Below are 20485 nucleotides of genomic sequence, written 5' to 3'. Positions count from 1 at the left end.
AAGCAAAACCGTTCGAAGTGGGCGGCGCACCCCGCGTCGCCCCGGAAATTCGCTCCAAATCTTCCGTCTTCCCGCGCTTTTCACCCGCCAGGAACGCTTTTATTCCACGCTCTTCCCTCGCACATTTCACGTATCACCTTCACAAGTTTCGTTAGTTCATTCATTTATAACGATTTTCCATTTTTAGGCGTCACCTGAGCAGGCGTCGCTAAGTCCTTGTTCTAGCAAACAAAATTCGTCAAAAAACCGCCAGTCTCCCTTGACCCGTGTTGGGGGTTACTCTAAAGTGGGAGACAGTGTGAGAAAGTGTATTTTTGTGTGATCCAACGCGCTTTCTTCGGTAAATTTCCAGAATCGGGCGACATCTTTCAGCGCCCTGAAAAAAGGGGAGTGAAGTGTTCCAAGGGGCGTCAGCGCTGACACTCGATGCGAAGGGGCGGATGTCCGTCCCGTCTCGCTATCGTGATGCGCTGCAAGGACAGGCAGAAGGCCGAGTGACGATTACGCGTCACCCGGACGGCTGCCTGTTGCTGTTTCCGCGCCCTGAGTGGGAAGTCTTCCGCGCCAAGATCGTCGCTTTGCCGATGGAAGCCAAATGGTTTCAACGGATCTTTCTCGGCAGTGCTGCGGATGTCGATCTGGACACGGCTGGTCGCGTGCTGATCGCGCCCGAGTTGCGCCAGGCGGCGAAGCTGGAAAAAGAAGTGATGTTGCTGGGAATGGGAAGCCGGTTCGAGATCTGGGACAAGGAAACCTACGACGCGCAGGAACAGGCGGCGATGTCGCAGGGCATGCCTGAGTCTCTGAAGAACTTCACATTCTGACCGCAGGTAATACATATGGCGCCTGCGATGAGTAACGAATTGCAGCATCGCACGGTGCTGCTCGAAGAAGCGGTGAATGCGCTCGTCACGCGCGCGGACGGTATCTATATAGATGGCACGTTCGGGCGCGGCGGGCATAGCCGCGCGGTGCTGGCAAAGCTGGGCGAATCGGGGCGTCTGATCGGCTTCGACAAGGACCCGCTCGCCATTGCCACCGCGCAGCAGATCGCCGATCCGCGCTTCGAGATCGTGCATGAAAGTTTCGCATCACTGCGCGACGCGATGAGCGAGCGCGGGGTAGGGCGTGTGTCGGGAGTGTTGCTGGATCTGGGCGTGTCGTCGCCGCAAGTCGACGACCCGGAGCGGGGTTTCAGTTTCCGCGCCGACGGCCCGCTCGACATGCGGATGGACCCGACGCGCGGCGAGTCCGCCGCGGATTGGCTGGCTCGGGCCACGGTGCAGGAAATGACGGAGGTGATACGGGATTATGGGGAAGAACGGTTTGCTTTTCAGATTGCAAAGGCGCTTGCTGCTCGCCGGGCAGAGTCCGACCGTCTTGGGCCTCTCGTCAGCACGGGCGAGCTTGCCCAAATCGTGGCTAACGTCGTCAAAACCCGTGAGAAGGGTAAGGACCCGGCAACCCGCACCTTTCAAGCTATACGGATTCACATCAATCAAGAGCTTGCGGAGCTGCAAGTCGTACTAGAAGCAGCATTGTCGTTGCTGGAGCAAGGGGGGCGGCTGGTCGTGATCAGCTTTCATTCGCTCGAAGACCGGATCGTCAAGCGGTTCATGCAGGCGCACTCGAATGCGCCTGCTGTTGATCGCCGTCTGCCGATCCGCGCCGTCGACCTGCCGAGCCCGCCGCTCAAACTGATTGGCCGCGTATTCGCGAGCGACGCCGAAGTCGCCGCGAACCCCCGCGCCCGTTCCGCCGTGATGCGCGTCGCGGAGCGGATCGCGCCATGAACCGCCTCAATATCTTCCTGCTGATCGTCGTGATGGGTTGTGCGCTTTCCGTCGTCAACGCGACCAATCAGCAGCGTCAGTTCTTTATCCAGTTGCAGCGCGCCCAATCGCAGGAGCGCCAGCTGCAGCAGGACTATTCGCAGCTTCAATATCAGCAGAGCGCGTTGTCGAAGACCTCGCGCATCGAGCAGATCGCGACTGATTCTCTCAAGATGCAGGGCGCGACCACGGGACGCACGCAATATCTGACGCTCGACGCCGGCTCCGCCAAGGCCGAAGACGCGCCGATCCCGGTCTCGGCGCCGACCCCGGCGTCGGTCGCGAAAGCTCGTGGAGCCACGCGATGAAGAAATCGTCGAACAAGAACAAGAGCGTCGCGTTCTCGGCGAATCCGATTCTCTCGGTGCGCCTGCCGATGTGGCGCTCGAAGCTCGTCGTGTTCCTGCTCTTCATGGCGTTCGTCGCGTTGACGGCGCGCGCGTTCTGGATTCAGGGCCCGGGTAACGGCTTCTATCAGAAGCAGGGCGAAAGCCGCTATCAGCGCCGCCTGGAGTTGCCGGCCACGCGCGGCAAGATTCTCGACCGTAACGGCCTCGTGCTCGCAACGAGTCTGCCCGTGCGTGCAATCTGGGCGATTCCCGAGTCGGTGCCCGACGACCTCGGCGCGGACAAGCTCGCCAATCTCGCCAAGCTGCTCGACATGACGCAGCCGGAGCTGCGCAAGAAGCTGTCGGAAGACAAGACGTTCGTCTATGTGAAGCGCCAGGTGCCCGTCGAGGTGGCCGCGAAAGTGGAAGCGCTGGGCATCCCCGGCATCTATCAGCGCAACGAGTACAAGCGCTTTTATCCGGAAGGCGAAATCACGGCTCACCTGATCGGCTTTACGAACGTCGAAGACGAAGGTCAGGAAGGCGTCGAACTCGGCGACCAGAAGATGCTCGCGGGCGTGGCGGGCAGCCGTCGCGTGATCAAGGACCGTCTCGGCCATATCGTCGAAGACGTGGACGAGCAGGTCGTGCCGCACAACGGCGCCGACGTCGACCTGTCGATCGACAGCAAGATCCAGTACATCGCGTACACGAACCTGAAGGCGGCCGTGCAGAAGTTCAAGGCCAAAGCGGGCGCCGCGATGGTGATCGACGTGCAAACGGGCGAAGTGCTCGCGCTCGTCAATTATCCGACCTATAACCCGAACGACCGCTCGCATCTGACGGGCGAGCAGCTGCGCAACCGCATCCTGACCGACACGTTCGAGCCGGGCTCGATCATGAAGCCGTTCACGGTGTCGCTCGCGCTCGATCTGCACCGCGTTACGCCGACTACACTGGTTGATACGGGTGGCGGCCGTTTCGTGCTGGACGGCGCACCCATCACCGACGACTCCGGCTTCGGCGTGCTGACGGTCGGCGGCGTGATCCAGAAGTCGAGCAACATCGGCGCGACCAAGATCGCGATGCAGCTCAGGCCCGAAGAGATGTGGAACATGTATACGGGCATTGGTCTCGGTCAGGCGCCGAAGGTCGGTTTCCCGGGCGCGGCGGCGGGCCGTCTGCGCCCCTGGAAGAGCTGGCGCCGTATCGAGCAGGCGACGATGTCGTACGGCTACGGTCTGTCCGTGTCGCTGTTCCAGCTGGGCCGCGCCTACACGGCCATCGCGAACGACGGCCGGATCCTGCCCGTGTCGATTTTCCGCATACCGAAAGACCAGCCGGCCACTGGCACGCAAGTCTTCGCGCCGACCACCGCGCGCGAAGTCCGCGCGATGCTCGAAACCGTTGTGTCGCCTGGCGGTACGTCGCCGGATGCGGCCGTGCCCGGCTATCGCGTAGGCGGCAAGTCGGGTACGGCGTACAAGCACGTCGGCCGTGGCTATGACCACAGCAAGTACCGCGCGTCGTTCGTCGGCATGGCGCCGATGCCGAATCCGCGCATCGTGGTGGCCGTGTCTGTCGACGAACCGACGGCGGGCAGCCACTTCGGCGGCCAGGTGTCGGGTCCGGTGTTCTCGTCGATCGTCGGCGACACGCTGCGCTCGCTGAACGTACCGCCCGATCAGCCCGTCAAGCAGATGGTCGTGTCGGACGAAATGAATCCCGCGAAGCCTGCCGCCGCGTCGCAACCTGCCGCGAACGGCGCAAACAACGGTGCAAAGAAACTTTCGACGCACGCCGCGCCGAAGAAGCTGCAGATTTCAGACAGTACGAAGAACCGCCCCGGAGTTGTTAGATGAGTGCGCTGCGTTCTTCTCATCCAGCGCAACAGCAGATTGCTGACGCGCTAACCTGGCTGCGCGCACGCGTGCAGCCAGGCGCACATTTGCACGCCGATACCCGCAAGATCGCGGCAGGCGACGTGTTTCTCGCGTATGCCGTCGACGGCGCGGACAACCGCCCGTTCATCGCGAACGCGATCGAGCGCGGCGCGGCTGCCGTGCTCGTGCAGTCGGACGGTTTTGCGGGCGATATCGACGCCGCGACGATGTTCGCCGTGCCGAGCCTGAACGAACTGGCAGGCACAATCGCGAGCGCGTGGTACGGCGATCCGAGCGACGCGATGCGCGTGATCGGCGTGACGGGCACGAACGGCAAGACGTCGTGTACGAACTGGATTTCGGCCGCGCTGACAGCGCTCGGCCAGCCGTGCGCGATCATCGGCACGCTGGGCAGCGGCATGCCGGGCCACCTCGTGTACACAGGCTTCACGACGCCCGACGCACCGCAACTGCAACGCAACCTCGCGCATTTGCGCGCCGCGGGTGCGAAGGCCGTCGCGATGGAAGTGTCGTCGCACGCGCTGCATCAGGGGCGCGTGAACGGCACCGCGTTCAGTGTCGCCGTGTTCACGAATCTCACGCAGGATCACCTCGACTATCACGGCACATTCGAAGCCTACGAAGCCGCGAAAGCGCGCCTGTTCGCGTGGCCCGAACTGAAGGCCGCCGTCATCAACGCCGATGACGAAGCGGGCCGCCGCCTGATCGCAAGCACGAAAGGTCACGCGAAAACCATCGCATACGCGCTTCAATCGCACGCCGACGTGCAGGCCGACGCGTCGATCGTCGCGTCCAATGTGCGCGCGACGGCGACGGGCACGGCGTTCCACATCGCGTCGGACTGGGGCAATACCGACATCGAGGTCAACACGCTCGGCACGTTCAACGTGAGCAATCTGCTCGGCGTGCTCGGCGCGCTACTCGCATCCGACGTGCCGTTCGACGCCGCGGTCGCGCAACTCGCGAAGCTCGAATCGGTGAACGGCCGGATGGAGCGCCTCGGCGGCCGCCTGCAGAACGACGAGCCACTCGTCGTGATCGACTTTGCGCACACGCCGGATGCGCTCGAAAAGACACTGACAGCATTGCGCCCGATCGCCGATGCGCGCGGCGGCAAGCTGATCTGCATGTTCGGCTGCGGCGGCGACCGCGACGCGACCAAGCGTCCGTTGATGGGTGAAATCGCGGAGCGCTGCGCCGATGGCGTCGTCGTTACGAGCGACAACCCGCGCAGCGAAGATCCGCAAAAAATCATCGACCAGATCGCGGCCGGCATGAAGGACGCGTCGAAGGCGCGCCGCATTGAAGACCGCGCGAGCGCGATCCTGCAAGCCGTGCGTTGCGCGGCGCGCGAGGACGTCATCGTGCTGGCGGGCAAGGGTCACGAATCGACGCAGGAAATCATGGGCAAGAAGCGCGCGTTCTCGGATCAGGATCACGCGCGGCTCGCGCTGGCTGCACGCACCACGCACGCACGCGGAGGTAGCGAATCATGATGTTCACGCTGCGTGAAGCCGCCGCACTGATTCCAGGCGCAAGCGTGACGGGCGACGAATCGGTCGCGTGCGAGCGTGTTTCGACGGACAGCCGTTCGTGCGGTCCCGGCGATCTGTTCGTCGCGCTGAAGGGCGAGCGTTTCGACGCGCACGATTTTCTGGCCGACGTCGCCGCGCGCAACGTGAGCGCGGTGCTCGTCACCCGCACGCCGGACAACTTCAACGTGCCCGCATTGCGCGTGACGGGCGATACGCGCACGGCGTTGGGCGCATTGGCCAACGGCTGGCGTCGCCGCTTTGCGATGCCGCTCGTCGCAGTCACGGGCAGCAACGGCAAGACGACGGTCAAGGAAATGATCTCGTCGATCTTCGCGGCGGCTGTCGGTGAGCAATCGCGTCTTGCGACGGCCGGCAATTTCAACAACGACGTCGGCTTGCCGCTGACGCTGTTCCGTCTGAACGAAACGCATCAGCTCGCCGTCGTTGAACTCGGCATGAACCATCCGGGTGAAACGGCACTGCTCGGCACGATCGCCGAGCCGACTGTCGCGGTCGTCAACAACGCGCAGCGCGAGCATCAGGAATTCATGGCGACTGTCGAGGCCGTCGCGCTCGAACACGCGAGCGTGATTCACGCGCTTAAAGCCGAAGGCGTCGCCGTGTTCCCGGCCAACGATGCCTATGCCGGCATCTGGCGCGTCGCGGCAACGGGCAATCGTATCGTCGATTTCGCGCTGAACACAGACGAACGCACGACAGAAGCTGCGGTCCAAGGCACGCTCGACGGCAATCAGTTGAGCATCGATACGCCCGAAGGCCACGTCGACGTCACGCTGCAAGTGCTCGGCGCGCACAACGCGCACAACGCTCTGGCAGCGACGGCGGCAGCGCTCGCCTCAGGTGTTTCGCTTGAAGCGATCAAGCGCGGTCTCGAAGCATTTGGCGCAGTGAAGGGCCGCTTGCAGGTGAAGCGCGCAGTGCTCGGCTCGATGGCAGGCGCGACCGTGATCGACGACACCTACAACGCGAATCCCGACTCCATGCTCGCCGCCATCGACGTGCTCGCTGAGCGTCCGTCGCCGCGCGTGCTGGTGATGGGCGACATGGGCGAAGTCGGCGACAACGGCGCGGAGTTTCATCGCGAAGTCGGCGCGTACGCGAAGCAACGCGGCATCGATGCGCTGTATGCGCTGGGCGATGCATCGCGCTATGCCTGCGCCGCGTACGGCAGCGAAGCACACCATTGCGACGACGTGAACACGCTCGTCGCGCAATTGCAGCAGGCCGGTTACGGCGCGGCTGCGACGTATCTCGTGAAAGGCTCGCGCTTCATGAAAATGGAGCGCGTGGTGGACGCCGTTACGAGTCCACAACCCGCTGCACCGGGCAACGCGCCCGGCGCGCACTGAAAGAGAAGGACAGAAGTATGTTACTGGCGCTGGCGCAATGGCTGCAGAACGACGTAGGCTTTTTGCGCGTGTTCAGTTATCTGACGTTTCGTGCTGTCGCGGCGACGATCACCGCGCTGCTGATCGGGCTCGTCTGCGGCCCGTGGGTGATCCGCAAGCTCGCGCAGATGAAGGTCGGCCAGGCCGTGCGTAAGGACGGCCCGCAGACGCACCTCGTGAAATCGGGCACGCCGACGATGGGCGGTGTGCTGATTCTGATCGGCATCGCCGTGTCCACGCTGTTGTGGGCCGACCTGACCAACCGCTTTATCTGGATCGTGATGCTCGTCACGTTCGGCTTCGGCGTGATCGGCTGGGTGGATGACTACCGCAAGGTCGTCTACAAGGACCCGCGCGGCATGTCGTCGCGCGAAAAATATTTCTGGCAGTCGGTGATTGGTCTCTTCGCAGCCGTGTATCTCGCGTTCAGCGTGTCGGAAGCGAGCAACGTGCGCGTGTTCGACCTGTTCATGGCGTGGGTGCGCAGCGGCCTTTCGATGGGCCTGCCCGCGCGTGCCGACCTGTTGCTGCCGTTCCTCAAGTCGATGACCTATCCGCTTGGCGTGTGGGGCTTCATCGCGCTGACGTATTTCGTGATCGTCGGTTCGAGCAACGCAGTGAATCTCACCGACGGTCTCGACGGCCTCGTCATCATGCCCGTCGTGCTGGTCGGCTCGTCGCTCGGCGTGTTCGCGTACGTGATGGGCAGTGCCGTCTATTCGAAATACCTGCTGTTCCCGCACATCGCGGGCGCGGGCGAAATGCTGATCTTCTGCTCGGCGATGGGCGGGGCAGGGCTCGCATTCCTCTGGTTCAACACGCACCCGGCGCAGGTGTTCATGGGCGACGTCGGCGCGCTCGCGCTAGGTGGCGCGCTCGGCACGATCGCCGTGATCGTGCGTCAGGAAATCGTGCTGTTCATCATGGGCGGGATTTTCGTCGCCGAGACGGTGTCGGTGATGTTGCAAGTCACGTGGTTCAAGTTCACGAAGGCGCGTTTCGGTGAAGGCCGCCGCATCTTCAAGATGGCGCCGCTGCATCACCACTTCGAATTGTCGGGCTGGAAGGAAACGCAAGTGGTGGTGCGTTTCTGGATCATCACGCTGATGTTGTGCCTGTTCGGTTTGTCCACGCTCAAGTTGCGTTAAGCCGCATTCGAGTCGTACTTAAAGTCGCAAGCAAGTCGCAAAGCAAGGGGAAGCAGTCGATGTTTGGCGAGAAGTTTCGGGATCGGCAAAAGCCGATGGTGCTCGTGCTGGGGCTCGGTGAATCGGGCCTCGCGATGGCGCGCTGGTGCGCGCGGCATGGTTGCCGCCTGCGCATTGCCGACACGCGCGAAGTGCCGCCGAATCTGTCCGCGCTCGAAGCGCATGGCATCGACGGGGATTTTGTCGGCGGGCCGTTTTCCGAGGTGCTGCTGGAAGGCGTCGAACTGGTTGCGATCAGTCCGGGTCTGTCGCCGCTCGCCGCCGATCTCGTGCCGCTGATCGCCGCCGCGCGCGAACGTGATATCCCCGTGTGGGGCGAACTCGAATTCTTCGCGCAAGCGTTGCGCACGCTCGGCGAAAGCGGCTACGCGCCGAAGGTGATCGCGATCACGGGTACGAACGGCAAGACCACCACGACGAGTCTGACGGGCCTGTTGTGCGAGCGCGCGGGCAAGAAGGTCGCGGTCGCGGGCAACATCAGCCCGGCCGCGCTCGACAAGTTGACGGAAGCGATCGACAACACCGCGCTGCCCGACGTATGGGTGCTCGAGCTGTCGAGCTTCCAGCTGGAAACCGCGCACACGTTCGAGCCGGACGCCGCCGTGATCCTGAACATCACGCAGGATCACCTCGACTGGCACGGCGGTCTCGATGCGTACGCCGCGGCGAAGGGCAAGATTTTCGGCAAGAACACGGTGCGCGTGCTCAACCGCGACGACGCGCGCGTGATGGCGCTCGCGCCGTCGCAGCCAGGCGGCGCGCAGGTGGTGACGTTCGGCGTCGGCGAACCGGCGCGTGACGGCGACCTCGGCTTGATGCGCGAGAGCGGCATGATCTGGCTCGTCGATGCGCACGACCGCGACGCGACCGACGAACCCGCGCCCACGCGCCGTCGCAAGAGCGAATCCACGACGCCGCCGAACATCGGGCTGAAGCGTCTGATGCCCGCTGACGCGCTGCGTATCCGTGGGTTGCACAACGCGACGAACGCGCTGGCCGCGTTCGCGCTCGCGCGCGCCATCGGTCTGCCAGGCGCGCCGCTGTTGCACGGCTTGCGCGAGTATCGCGGCGAGCCGCATCGCGTCGAACTGATTGCATCGATCGACGGTGTGGATTACGTCGACGACAGCAAGGGCACCAATGTCGGCGCAACGGTCGCAGCGCTCGACGGCCTCGCGCAGCGCGTCGTGCTGATCGCGGGCGGCGACGGCAAGGGCCAGGAATTCGATCCGCTCGCCGAGCCGGTGATGCGCTGGTGCCGCGCGGTGATGCTGATCGGCCGCGACGCGCCGCAGATTCGCGTGGCGCTCGCCCATACGGGCATCGCAATGACCGATCACGCGACGCTTGAAGAAGCGACGCGCGCAGCCAGCGCCGTCGCGCAGCCGGGCGACGCCGTCCTGCTGTCGCCCGCGTGCGCCAGCTTCGACATGTTCAAGGGTTACGCGCATCGCGCCGCAGTGTTCAAGAGCGCGGTCGAAGACATCGCTGCCGAACGGGGGACGATGATATGAGCTGGACGGAACGCTTCGGGTCGCAACTCGGCAAACAGCGCGGCTCCGCAGGTGGCGCGGCGGCAGCCGAGCGCACGTCGCGCACGGGCGGGCTGTCGAGCGCCGTCAACGGCGTGCGTCCGCTGCGCTCGCGGATGCTCGACTATGACCACTCGCTGCTGTGGGTGGTCGTCGCGCTGCTGGGTCTCGGCATCGTGATGGTGTACTCGGCGTCGATTACGATGCCGGACTCGCCGAAGTACGCGGCGTATCACGACTATGCATTCCTCGTGCGCCAGATCCTCTTTGTCGTGATGGGATCGGTGGCGGGCGTGATCGCGTTCCGCATCCCCATTTCGACGTGGGACAAATACGCGCCGAAGCTCTTTCTGATCGCGCTCGTCACGCTCGTGATCGTGCTGATCCCGCACGTAGGCAAGGGCGTGAACGGCGCGCGCCGCTGGATTCCCCTCGGCATCACGAACATGCAGCCGTCGGAAATCATGAAGCTCGCCGTGACGATCTACGCGGCGAACTACACGGTGCGCAAGCAGGAATACATGCACAGCTTCGCCAAGGGCTTTCTGCCGATGGGTTTCGCCGTCGGCGTGGTCGGCATGCTGCTGCTGCTCGAGCCGGACATGGGCGCGTTCATGGTGATCGCGGCGATCGCGATGGGTCTGCTGTTCCTCGGCGGCGTGAACGGCAAGATTTTCGGCGGACTGGTGGCGACGGCGGTCGGTACATTCACGTTGCTCGTGTGGGCGTCGCCGTGGCGTCGCGAGCGGATCTTCGCGTACCTCGATCCGTGGGATGACCGTTATGCACAAGGCAAGGCGTATCAGTTGACGCACTCGCTGATCGCGTTCGGCCGTGGTGAATGGTTTGGCGTGGGACTCGGCGGCAGTGTCGAGAAGCTCAACTATCTGCCCGAAGCGCACACCGACTTCATTCTCGCCGTGATCGGCGAGGAACTCGGTTTCGTCGGCGTGCTCGTCGTGATCCTGATGTTTTACTGGATCGTGCGCCGTTCGTTCGAGATCGGCCGTCAGGCGCTCGCACTCGACCGCACGTTTGCAGGTCTGGTCGCGAAGGGCGTCGGCATCTGGTTCGGCGCGCAGACCTTCATCAACATGGGCGTGAACCTCGGCCTGCTGCCGACCAAGGGTCTCACGCTGCCGCTCGTCAGCTACGGCGGCTCGGGCATTTTGCTGAACTGCGTCGCGGTTGCGGTGCTGATGCGGGTCGACTACGAGAACCGGGTCCTCATGCGCGGGGGCAAGGTATGACGATGCAACAACGCACGCTGATGGTGATGGCGGGAGGCACCGGGGGACACGTGTTCCCGGGCCTCGCCGTCGCGCACCTGATGCAGGCGTGGGGCTGGCGTGTCGTGTGGCTCGGCAATCCCGCCGGCATGGAAGCGACGCTCGTCCCGAAACACGGCATTCCGATGGAGTACGTGCAGTTCGGCGGCCTGCGCGGCAAGGGCATGAAGACCAAGCTGATGCTGCCCGTGAATCTGCTGCGCGCGTGCATGCAGAGTCTGTCGGTGCTGCGTCGCGTGAAGCCCGATGTCGTGCTCGGCATGGGCGGCTACATCACGTTCCCTGCGGGCGTGATGACGGCATTGAGCGGCACGCCGCTCGTGCTGCACGAACAGAATTCGATCGCCGGTCTCGCGAACAAGGTGCTCGCGAAGCTCGCCAAGCGCGTGCTCGTCGCGTTTCCGGATGCGTTGCCGCATGCGGAATGGACGGGTAATCCAATTCGTGAGGAACTTGCGCGCACGCCAGCACCCAAAGCACGCTACGCGGCGCGTAGTGGACCGCTTAACGTGCTGGTGGTGGGCGGCAGCCTGGGCGCGGCGGCATTGAATGAAGTGGTGCCTCACGCGCTGGCGCAACTCGCACCGCAAGAGCGTCCGCGCATCGTGCATCAGGCGGGCGCAAAGCATATCGACGCATTGCGCGCGAACTACGAAGCAGCAGGCATCGCGACGGGTGACGACGTACAACTCGTGCCGTTCATCGACGACATGACGAGCGCCTATGCGAACGCCGATCTCGTGATCTGCCGTTCGGGCGCGATGACAGTCGCCGAGATCGCGGCGGTGGGCGTGGCGGCATTCTTCGTGCCGTTCCCGTACGCCGTCGACGATCACCAGACAACTAACGCAGCGTTTCTCGCCGATCACGGCGCGGCGCTGCTCGTGCAACAACGCGACCTGTCGGTGGATAACCTCGCCGACTGGTTGCGCAGCCAGACGCGGGCGTCGCTCGCTGAGATGGCGGAGCGTTCGCGCTCGCTCGCGAAACCCGATGCCACCGAACAGGTCGCGCAGATCTGCGCAACGGTGGCAGGCGTGACACCGAGCCTGAGCCCGGAAGGAAAGCAGCAATGAAACATATCGTCAAACACATTCACTTCGTCGGGATTGGCGGCGCGGGCATGAGCGGCATCGCCGAAGTGCTCGTCAATCTCGGCTATCAGGTGAGCGGTTCGGACCTGTCGCGCAATGCGGTGACGGAGCGCCTCGCCGCGCTCGGCGCGCGCATCGCGATCGGTCACGACGCGGAGAACATCGAAGGCGCGAATGCCGTTGTCGTTTCGACGGCCGTGCGCAGCGACAACCCGGAAGTGCTGGCCGCGCGCCATCGCCGTATTCCCATCGTGCCGCGCGCGGTGATGCTCGCGGAACTGATGCGCCTGAAGCAGGGCATCGCGATTGCCGGCACGCACGGCAAGACGACCACGACGTCGCTGGTGGCGAGCGTGCTCGCGGCGGGCGGTCTCGATCCGACGTTCGTGATCGGCGGGCGGCTGATCAGCGCGGGCGCGAATGCGCGCCTCGGTACGGGCGATTTCATCGTCGCCGAAGCGGATGAATCGGATGCGTCGTTCCTGAACCTGTTCCCGGTGATCGAAGTCATCACGAACATCGACGCCGATCACATGGACACTTACGGCCACGACTTCGCGCGGCTCAAGCAGGCGTTCATTGAATTTACGCACCGTCTGCCGTTCTACGGTATTGCGGTGCTGTGCGTCGACGATCCGAACGTGAAGGAGATTCTGCCGTTCGTGTCGAAGCCGATCATCCGTTACGGCTTCGCGCCCGACGCGCAGGTGCGCGCGGTCAATGTCGAAGCGCACGAAGGCAAGATGCATTTCACGGCGATGCGCGAAGACGCGGCGCCTATCGACATCGTTTTGAACCTGCCTGGTCTCCACAACGTGCAGAACGCGTTGGCCGCAATTGCAATTGCGACTGAACTTGAGGTGAAAGATGCCGATATCCAGCGAGCGCTCGCGGATTTCAACGGCGTCGGCCGGCGTTTCCAGCGCTACGGCGAAGTGAGCGTGACGGGCGGCGGCGCCTACACGCTCGTCGACGATTACGGCCATCACCCCGTCGAAATGGCCGCGACGATTGCGGCGGCGCGTGGCGCATTCCCCGACAAGCGTCTCGTGCTCGCATTCCAGCCGCACCGCTTCACGCGCACGCGCGACTGCTTCGAAGATTTCGTGAAGGTGCTGTCGACGGTCGATGCGCTCGTGCTGACGGAAGTCTACGCAGCGGGCGAAGCGCCTATCGTCGCAGCGGACGGCCGTGCGCTCACGCGTTCGATCCGCGTGGTGGGCAAGGTCGAGCCGGTGTTTGTCGAATCAGTGGATGAAGTGCCGGACGCGCTCGCTGCAATTGTGCGCGACGGCGATGTGGTGATCACGATGGGTGCAGGTTCGATCGGCAGCGTGCCGGGTCGGCTTGCGGGAAACGAAGGTGCGAAATGAGCAGTATCGATCCTAAATCTTTTGGCAAGGTCGCGGTCCTTCTCGGCGGTGTGTCCGCCGAGCGTGAAGTGTCGCTGAACTCGGGCCGTCTCGTGCTGCAAGGGCTGCGCGATGCGGGCGTCGACGCGCATCCGTTCGATCCGTCCGAGCGTCCGCTTGCGGCGTTGAAGGACGAAGGCTTCGTGCGCGCGTTCAACGCGCTGCATGGCGGCTACGGCGAGAACGGCCAGATTCAGGGCGCGCTCGATTTCTACGGCATCCGTTATACGGGCAGCGGCGTGCTCGGCTCGGCGCTCGGTCTCGACAAGTTCCGCACGAAGCTCGTGTGGCAGCAACTGGGCGTGCCGACGCCGCCGTTCGAAGCGGTGCTGCGCGGCGACGACTACGCCGCGCGCGCGAAGGACATCGTCGCGAAGCTCGGCTTGCCGCTGTTCGTGAAGCCGGCGAGCGAAGGTTCGAGCGTCGCCGTCATCAAGGTGAAGACGGCCGATGCGCTCGTGCCCGCGCTCGAAGAAGCGGTGAAGTTCGACAAGATCGTCGTCGTCGAAAAGAGCATCGAAGGCGGCGGTGAGTACACGGCGTGCATCGCGGGCGATCTCGATCTGCCCGTCATCCGCATCGTGCCCGCCGGCGAGTTCTACGACTATCACGCGAAGTACATCGCCAACGACACGCAGTACCTGATTCCATGCGGCATTGCCGCCGACGAAGAAGCGCGCCTGAAGAAGATCGCGCGCCAGGCGTTCGACGTGCTCGGCTGCACCGATTGGGGCCGCGCCGACTTCATGCTGGACGGCGAAGGCAATCCGTATTTCCTGGAAGTGAACACGGCGCCCGGCATGACGGACCACTCGTTGCCGCCGAAGGCCGCGCGTGCTGTCGGCATCAGCTACCAGGAACTGGTGGTGAAGGTGCTTGCATTGACGCTGAAGGACTAAGAGGATCGCGCCCGGATCATGTGGAACAACGTACGCCAGCTCAATCTCGCCGCCAACGCGTTGCACGCGTTGTTGCTGCTCGTGCTGCTGGCGGCGGGCGCGTACTGGCTGATCCAGCGCCCGAACTTCACGCTGCGCGAGATCCGTATCGACGGCGACACCGAGCACATCAACTCGCCGACGGTGCGCGCGGGTGTGGTCGGCCGGTTGAAGGGCAACTTCTTCACCGTCGATCTCGACACGGCGCGCCAGGCGTTCGAACAGATGCCATGGGTGCGTCACGCGAGCGTGCGCCGCGTGTGGCCGAATGCGCTCGCGGTGACGCTCGAAGAGTACAAGCCGCTCGGCACATGGGGAGCCGATCAGCTGGTGAGCACCGACGGAGAGGTGTTCACGGCGAACCAGGGCGAGCTCGAAGAAGAGCTGCCCGCGTTCGATGGCCCGGATGGGTCGGCGAAAGAAGTCGTCGCGCGTTATCAGGACTTCAAGAAGTGGTTCGCGCCCGTAGGGGCGACGCCGGATGAAGTGACACTGACACCACGCTTTGCGTGGACGGTGAAGCTGTCGAACGGCATGCAGGTCGAAATTGGACGCGAGCGCAATCAGGACACGCTCTACGACCGCTGCAAGCGGCTCACCGCGGCATGGGGCGCGGTGACGCAACGTTGGGGGAAGGACATCGAATATGCGGACTTGCGTTATCCGAACGGTTTCGCCATTCGTGCGGCAGGCATGCGCTTCATTACGGAACCCGACAAGGGCAAGAAGTAACAGGACATCACACGCAATGAGCACGCTATGAGTAAAGACTATAAAGATCTGCTGGTAGCCCTCGACATCGGCACGGCGAAAGTGGTCGCCATCGTCGCCGAGCTGAAGGGCGAAGGTCATTACGAGGTGATCGGACTCGGCCAGAGCGAATCGAAAGGGCTCAAGAAAGGCGTCGTGGTGAACATCGAGGCCACGGTGCAGTCCATTCAACGAGCGCTCGAAGAAGCCGAACTGATGGCCGACTGCAAGATCACGAACGTGTTCACCGGGATCGCTGGCAGCCATATCCGCAGCTTCAATTCGAGCGGGATGGTCGCGATCAAGGAAAAGGAAGTGACGCAGACGGACGTCGCGCGTGTGATCGAGACGGCCAAGGCGATCAACATTCCGACCGATCAGCAGGTTCTGCACATCCTGACGCAGGAATTCATCATCGACGGCCAGGAAGATGTGCGCGAGCCGATCGGCATGAGCGGCATCCGCCTCGAAGTGAAGGTGCATATCGTCACGGGCGCGGTGAGCGCGGCGCAGAACATCGTCAAGTGCGTGCGCCGCTGCGGCCTCGAAGTGAACGATCTGATCCTGCAGCCGCTCGCGTCGTCGCTCGCGGTGCTGACGGAAGACGAGAAAGAACTCGGCGTGGTGCTGGTCGATATCGGCGGCGGCACGACGGACATTGCCATCTTCAGCGAAGGCGCGATCCGTCATACGGCCGTGATCCCGATTGCCGGCGACCAGATCACGAGCGATATCGCGATGGCGCTGCGCACGCCGACGCCGGATGCCGAAGACATCAAGGTCAGCTACGGCATCGCGAAGCAGGCACTCGCCGATCCCGACGAGATGATCGAAGTGCCGGGTCTGGGCGAGCGCGGTCCTCGCACGCTGTCGCGTCAGGCGCTCGCGGCCGTGGTCGAGCCGCGCGTCGAAGAACTGTTTTCGCTCGTGCAGCAGGTGGTGCGCGAGTCGGGTTACGAAGAGCTGCTGAGCTCGGGCGTCGTGCTGACGGGCGGCGCGTCGATGATGCCGGGCATGGTCGAACTGGGTGAAGACATTTTCCTGAAGCCGGTGCGTATCGGCGTGCCGGAGTATGCAGGCGGTCTCGCGGACGTGGTGCGCAATCCGCGCTATTCGACGGCAATGGGTCTGCTCGTCGAAGGACGCTCGCAACGCATGCGTGGCCGCAAGGTCGCGGTGCAGTCGGGATCGATGGGTCAGGTGTTCACGAGGATGAAGGACTGGTTCCTCGGCAATTTCTAAAAGAATTCGAAGCAAAAGGGAAATTCGCGCCGGTGCCGGCGGCCGGCGCGCGACAGGAGGTTGCCCGATCTCTTGCCGAATAACGGCCGAGGAAGTGGTTCTTTTTTTCTTGACGGAGGCAACATGGAATTCCAGATGCTGGAAACGGAAACCAACGGCACCATCATCAAGGTGGTGGGCGTCGGTGGTGCGGGCGGCAATGCAGTCACGCACATGATCAATCGCGGCGTGCAAGGCGTCGACTTCATCGTGATGAACACGGACGCACAGGCGCTGTCGCGCTCGCGCGCGCCCAATGTCATCCAGTTGGGCAACACGGGTCTTGGCGCAGGCGCGAAGCCGGAAATGGGCCGCTCGGCAGCAGAAGAAGCACGTGAGCGCATCGCGGACGCACTGCGTGGCGCGCACATGGTGTTCATCACGGCAGGCATGGGCGGCGGCACGGGCACGGGCGCAGCACCCGTGGTCGCGCAGATCGCCAAGGAAATGGGCATTCTGACGGTTGGTGTCGTCAGCAAGCCTTTCGAGTTCGAAGGCGGCAAGCGCATGCGCGTCGCCGAAGCCGGTTCGCAGCAACTGGAGGATCACGTCGACTCGCTGATCGTCGTCCTGAACGACAAGCTGTTCGAGGTGATGGGCGATGACGCCGAGATGGACAAGTGCTTCCAGTGCGCTGACGACGTGCTCAACAACGCAGTTGCCGGTATCGCGGAAATCATCAACGTCGACGGTCTGGTGAACGTCGACTTCGAAGACGTGAAAACGGTGATGGGCGAGCAGGGCAAGGCGATGATGGGCACGGCGACGGTGGCTGGCGTCGATCGCGCGCGTCTCGCGGCGGAACAGGCCGTTGCGAGCCCGCTGCTGGAAGGCGTCGATCTGTCGGGCGCGCGTGGCGTGCTGGTGAACATCACGTCGAGCCGTTCGCTGCGTCTGTCGGAAACGCGCGAAGTGATGAACACGATTAAGAGCTATGCTGCCGATGACGCGACCGTGATTTTCGGCGCGGTGTACGACGACGCAATGGGCGATGCGCTGCGCGTGACGGTAGTGGCAACGGGTCTGGGCCGCGCTGCGAAGAAGCAGCAATCGGCACCGATGACGCTGCTGCGCACGGGTACGGACAACCAGCCGGTGGGCGCAATGCAACATGCGTACACGCCGCATCACGCAGCGACGGCGGACTACGGTTCGCTGGATACGCCGGCAGTGTGGCGCACCTCGCGTGATACGGCTGCTTCGCACGTGCAGGCGCTGCAGGAAAAGGGCGTCGACACGTACGACATCCCGGCCTTCCTGCGCAAGCAGGCGGACTGAGGTTCACGCAGGAGCGGGCTTTCTGCGGCGTAATCTTGCTTGATGGCTGATTACGCGCAGCAGAACTGCACGAGCGTGGCGGGTGGAACGGCAAAAAGGCCGCGTTGGATTGCACGCGCGGCATGGACAAGTGCCCTCTTCGTGGTTGTGAAGCGGATCGGGTCACTGTCGCCGGATGAATACTCCACTGCGGCACGAGACCGTGCGAGCGTGCTCCGCATCGATGCGAAGGAACGAGCATGATTCAGGTAGGTGAAAAGCTTCCCCAGGCGACCGTTTACGAATTGATCGAAGACGAACGCGAGGGCTGCACGATCGGGCCGAACAGCTTCGACGTGCGCGAGCAGACGGCGGGCAAGCGCGTGGTGATCTTCGGATTGCCGGGCGCGTTCACGCCCACCTGTTCGGCGAAGCACGTGCCGGGCTATGTCGAGCAGGCAGAGAAATTGCGTACTGCTGGTATCGACGAAATCTGGTGCGTATCCGTCAACGACGCGTTCGTGATGGGCGCGTGGGCACGCGATCAGCACACCTCGGGCAAGGTGCGCATGATGGCGGACGGAAGCGCGGCTTTCACCCGAGCCCTCGGTCTGGAGCAGGATTTGTCGGCGCGCGGCATGGGAATCCGTTCCCAGCGCTACGCGATGGTGGTCGACGACGGCGTGGTCAAGGCGCTGCATGTCGAGGCACCCGGCAAGTTCGAAGTGAGCGATGCGGCCAGTATTCTCGCGACGCTGAGCCCGCCATGACACGGCCCTGAAGCTTCGTCGCAGCCGCGCAGAGTGGTTTGTTGCGCTGCGGCAACGCTTTTCGTGACGCTGTTGTGACAGGCCGTAACGCGGGCCGATGACCGGAAACGCCTCCGTTCCGGGCATCGGCCCGTCACGCTTCCCGATTAGGTAACGTAGAGAAACAGATTGAAACGCCAGCGCAACGACGCTCCGGAAACGATTGGAGTATAATTCGTGCTATGAATTAAAAAATCCTGATTGGGATTTTCAATCGAATAGAAGACCATCATGTTGAAGCAGCGCACTATCAAACAAATCGTCAAGACGGTTGGCATCGGCCTGCATTCGGGCCGGAAGGTCGACCTGACGCTCCGCCCGGCGGCGCCGGACACGGGTATTGTGTTTTGCCGCGTGGATTTGCCCACGCCGGTGGACATTCCCGCGTCCGCAATGGCGATTGGCGATACGCGGCTCGCATCGGTGTTGCAGAAAGACGGCGCGCGCGTGTCGACGGTCGAGCACTTGATGTCCGCGTGTGCGGGCCTGGGGATCGACAACCTCTACGTCGACGTCACCGCTGAAGAAATTCCCATCATGGACGGCAGCGCAGCGTCCTTCGTGTTCCTGATCCAGTCGGCGGGCATCGAAGAGCAGAACGCAGCGAAGAAGTTCATCAAGGTCACCAAGCCCGTCGAAATCCGCGACGGCGACAAGTTTGCGCGACTCGACCCGTACTTTGGCTTCAAGCTGAAGTTCACGATCGACTTCCGCCATCCCGCTGTCGACAAGACGGGCCAGGCGCTCGAGGTGGATTTCGCGAACACGTCGTATGTGCGTGAAATCGCTCGTGCGCGTACGTTCGGCTTCGCGCATGAAGTCGAAATGATGCGCGAGCTGGGTCTGGCGCGCGGCGGCAGCATGGACAACGCGATCGTGCTCGACGAGTACCGCATCCTGAACAACGACGGTCTGCGGTACGACGACGAATTCGTGAAGCACAAGATGCTGGACGCGATTGGCGATCTGTACGTGGTCGGCCACCCGTTGCTCGCGGCATATGACGCGTACAAGTCGGGCCACGGCCTGAACAACGCACTGCTGCGCGAACTGCTGGCGCATGAAGATTCGTACGAAATCGTCACGTTCGACGATACGCAGAAGGCGCCGCGCGGTTTCGCATACGACACGCAGACGGCCTTTGCCTAAGGCCAGTCTGTCGCCTCGGTGACAACCGGGGCCGAAACGAAAAAGCGACCTGAACGGTCGCTTTTTTCATTTCAGCGCGTGATGCGCGCACTCATTTCCGATGACGAGCCGCCATGCGCGCCAGCGCTTCTCGCAACGGCGACGGTTCCAGCGTTTCGCTCAGTTCGTGCAGCGCATCCGCGCCCGCGCGCGACATGCGCGCCTGCTTGACGCGCGGTGGCTCTTTCACAGATTGCGGACGCACGCGAATCTTCAGCGCATTGACGGCCCAGCCGCGCTGCTGCAATTCCGACAGCAGACGCGGTTCCAGATGCCGTAGCCGCGCGGCGAGCGCGTTGTGGGCCGCAAACAGCGCCAGCACGCCGTCCTTGATGAAGCCGGGTTCGACGCTCGTCGCCAGATAGTCCGGCAGCAACTCGGCGAGATCGCGCTCCAGCGCGGCAACCTGCTCGACGCCCGCGCGCAGCGCGGCGAATGCGTCGGTGCGGTTCAGGACCTCGACCACCGCCTGCGGCCTGCGTACGCCGAACGACTTCGAGCCCAGCTTCGGGCCGGGCTTGAGCGACTGCCTTGAAAACGGTGAGAAACGGCTCATCTGGGATTCTGGTGACGGCCCGCGCCCCGCGCGTGCCCGATCCCGCGATTGTACCGTGCGGAACTGGCGCGCAACCCCCGCCTCCCGACATGCGGGACGCCGACATCGGCAGCGCTTTCGCCCTGGCCGGATGGCCAGGCTTCTTGCCGCTGACACAGGCGT

18 protein-coding genes are annotated in these 20485 nt (G+C 63.5%); 17 read left to right on the top strand and 1 reads right to left on the bottom strand.

The genetic code is table 11. The features are described 5' to 3' along the window. The first annotated feature begins 395 nt into the window (after positions 1 to 395). The 17 genes from mraZ (at position 396) to lpxC (ending at position 19728) form a co-directional block, all read left to right on the top strand. On the top strand, positions 396 to 824 hold the full coding sequence (gene mraZ / locus C2L65_RS13845) for a division/cell wall cluster transcriptional repressor MraZ (RefSeq protein WP_009771045.1): 429 nt from the start codon (positions 396 to 398) through the stop codon (positions 822 to 824). A 15-nt stretch (positions 825 to 839) separates the two neighbouring features. Then, positions 840 to 1793 carry a 16S rRNA (cytosine(1402)-N(4))-methyltransferase RsmH gene (rsmH, locus tag C2L65_RS13840; RefSeq protein WP_042307851.1) on the top strand — a complete coding sequence of 318 codons (954 nt, stop codon included), beginning with the start codon at positions 840 to 842 and terminating at the stop codon, positions 1791 to 1793. After that, positions 1790 to 2140: a cell division protein FtsL gene (gene ftsL / locus C2L65_RS13835; protein ID WP_042307854.1), complete on the top strand. Its 351-nt coding sequence runs from the start codon at positions 1790 to 1792 to the stop codon at positions 2138 to 2140. Before rsmH ends, ftsL begins: the two co-directional genes overlap by 4 nt. Continuing rightward, on the top strand, positions 2137 to 4023 hold the full coding sequence (locus C2L65_RS13830) for a peptidoglycan D,D-transpeptidase FtsI family protein (RefSeq protein WP_042307856.1): 1887 nt from the start codon (positions 2137 to 2139) through the stop codon (positions 4021 to 4023). The genes ftsL and C2L65_RS13830 overlap by 4 nt, the downstream gene beginning before the upstream one ends. After that, a complete protein-coding gene (locus C2L65_RS13825; RefSeq protein ID WP_042307857.1) occupies positions 4020 to 5561 on the top strand; it encodes a UDP-N-acetylmuramoyl-L-alanyl-D-glutamate--2,6-diaminopimelate ligase in 1542 nt (513 codons plus the stop codon). Before C2L65_RS13830 ends, C2L65_RS13825 begins: the two co-directional genes overlap by 4 nt. Next, positions 5558 to 6970 (top strand): UDP-N-acetylmuramoyl-tripeptide--D-alanyl-D-alanine ligase, encoded by a 1413-nt coding sequence (locus C2L65_RS13820; protein WP_042307860.1) that lies wholly within the window; start codon positions 5558 to 5560, stop codon positions 6968 to 6970. The genes C2L65_RS13825 and C2L65_RS13820 overlap by 4 nt, the downstream gene beginning before the upstream one ends. Before the next feature lie 17 nt (positions 6971 to 6987). After that, positions 6988 to 8157, top strand: a complete 1170-nt coding sequence (gene mraY / locus C2L65_RS13815) for a phospho-N-acetylmuramoyl-pentapeptide-transferase (RefSeq protein WP_007747064.1) — start codon at positions 6988 to 6990, stop codon at positions 8155 to 8157. A gap of 59 nt (positions 8158 to 8216) precedes the next feature. Then, positions 8217 to 9731 carry a UDP-N-acetylmuramoyl-L-alanine--D-glutamate ligase gene (gene murD / locus C2L65_RS13810; RefSeq protein WP_042307862.1) on the top strand — a complete coding sequence of 505 codons (1515 nt, stop codon included), beginning with the start codon at positions 8217 to 8219 and terminating at the stop codon, positions 9729 to 9731. Then, complete coding sequence (ftsW, locus tag C2L65_RS13805; protein ID WP_042307865.1) at positions 9728 to 10999, top strand: putative lipid II flippase FtsW; 1272 nt, start codon at positions 9728 to 9730, stop codon at positions 10997 to 10999. The genes murD and ftsW overlap by 4 nt, the downstream gene beginning before the upstream one ends. Beyond that, positions 10996 to 12114 carry an undecaprenyldiphospho-muramoylpentapeptide beta-N-acetylglucosaminyltransferase gene (murG, locus tag C2L65_RS13800; RefSeq protein ID WP_042307867.1) on the top strand — a complete coding sequence of 373 codons (1119 nt, stop codon included), beginning with the start codon at positions 10996 to 10998 and terminating at the stop codon, positions 12112 to 12114. The genes ftsW and murG overlap by 4 nt, the downstream gene beginning before the upstream one ends. After that, positions 12111 to 13505 carry a UDP-N-acetylmuramate--L-alanine ligase gene (gene murC, locus C2L65_RS13795; protein ID WP_042307868.1) on the top strand — a complete coding sequence of 465 codons (1395 nt, stop codon included), beginning with the start codon at positions 12111 to 12113 and terminating at the stop codon, positions 13503 to 13505. Before murG ends, murC begins: the two co-directional genes overlap by 4 nt. Next, on the top strand, positions 13502 to 14443 hold the full coding sequence (locus C2L65_RS13790; RefSeq protein WP_042307870.1) for a D-alanine--D-alanine ligase: 942 nt from the start codon (positions 13502 to 13504) through the stop codon (positions 14441 to 14443). The genes murC and C2L65_RS13790 overlap by 4 nt, the downstream gene beginning before the upstream one ends. An 18-nt stretch (positions 14444 to 14461) precedes the next feature. Beyond that, entirely contained in the window at positions 14462 to 15214 is a 753-nt protein-coding gene (locus C2L65_RS13785) for a cell division protein FtsQ/DivIB (protein WP_007747075.1), read from the top strand. A 27-nt stretch (positions 15215 to 15241) separates the two neighbouring features. Beyond that, positions 15242 to 16474 (top strand): cell division protein FtsA, encoded by a 1233-nt coding sequence (gene ftsA / locus C2L65_RS13780; RefSeq protein WP_028371745.1) that lies wholly within the window; start codon positions 15242 to 15244, stop codon positions 16472 to 16474. Positions 16475 to 16597: 123 nt separating this feature from the next. Further along, on the top strand, positions 16598 to 17791 hold the full coding sequence (ftsZ, locus tag C2L65_RS13775; RefSeq protein WP_007747082.1) for a cell division protein FtsZ: 1194 nt from the start codon (positions 16598 to 16600) through the stop codon (positions 17789 to 17791). A gap of 239 nt (positions 17792 to 18030) precedes the next feature. After that, entirely contained in the window at positions 18031 to 18540 is a 510-nt protein-coding gene (locus tag C2L65_RS13770) for a peroxiredoxin (protein ID WP_042307873.1), read from the top strand. Positions 18541 to 18810: 270 nt separating this feature from the next. Then, positions 18811 to 19728 carry a UDP-3-O-acyl-N-acetylglucosamine deacetylase gene (gene lpxC, locus C2L65_RS13765; RefSeq protein ID WP_042307875.1) on the top strand — a complete coding sequence of 306 codons (918 nt, stop codon included), beginning with the start codon at positions 18811 to 18813 and terminating at the stop codon, positions 19726 to 19728. A 91-nt stretch (positions 19729 to 19819) separates the two neighbouring features. On the opposite strand, the gene C2L65_RS13760 is transcribed toward lpxC, so the two are convergent. After that, the gene (locus tag C2L65_RS13760) at positions 19820 to 20323 is read right to left on the bottom strand and encodes a DciA family protein (RefSeq protein ID WP_042307877.1); all 504 of its coding nucleotides are present in this window, start codon (positions 20321 to 20323) and stop codon (positions 19820 to 19822) included. Between the last annotated feature and the right edge of the window lie 162 nt (positions 20324 to 20485).

It is taken from the genome of Paraburkholderia terrae (genome assembly GCF_002902925.1).
In the GTDB taxonomy this organism is placed as follows: Bacteria; Pseudomonadota; Gammaproteobacteria; order Burkholderiales; family Burkholderiaceae; genus Paraburkholderia; species Paraburkholderia terrae.
The sequence above is the reverse complement of the archived record's forward strand: the minus strand, read 5'-3'. Positions and strand labels throughout refer to the sequence as shown.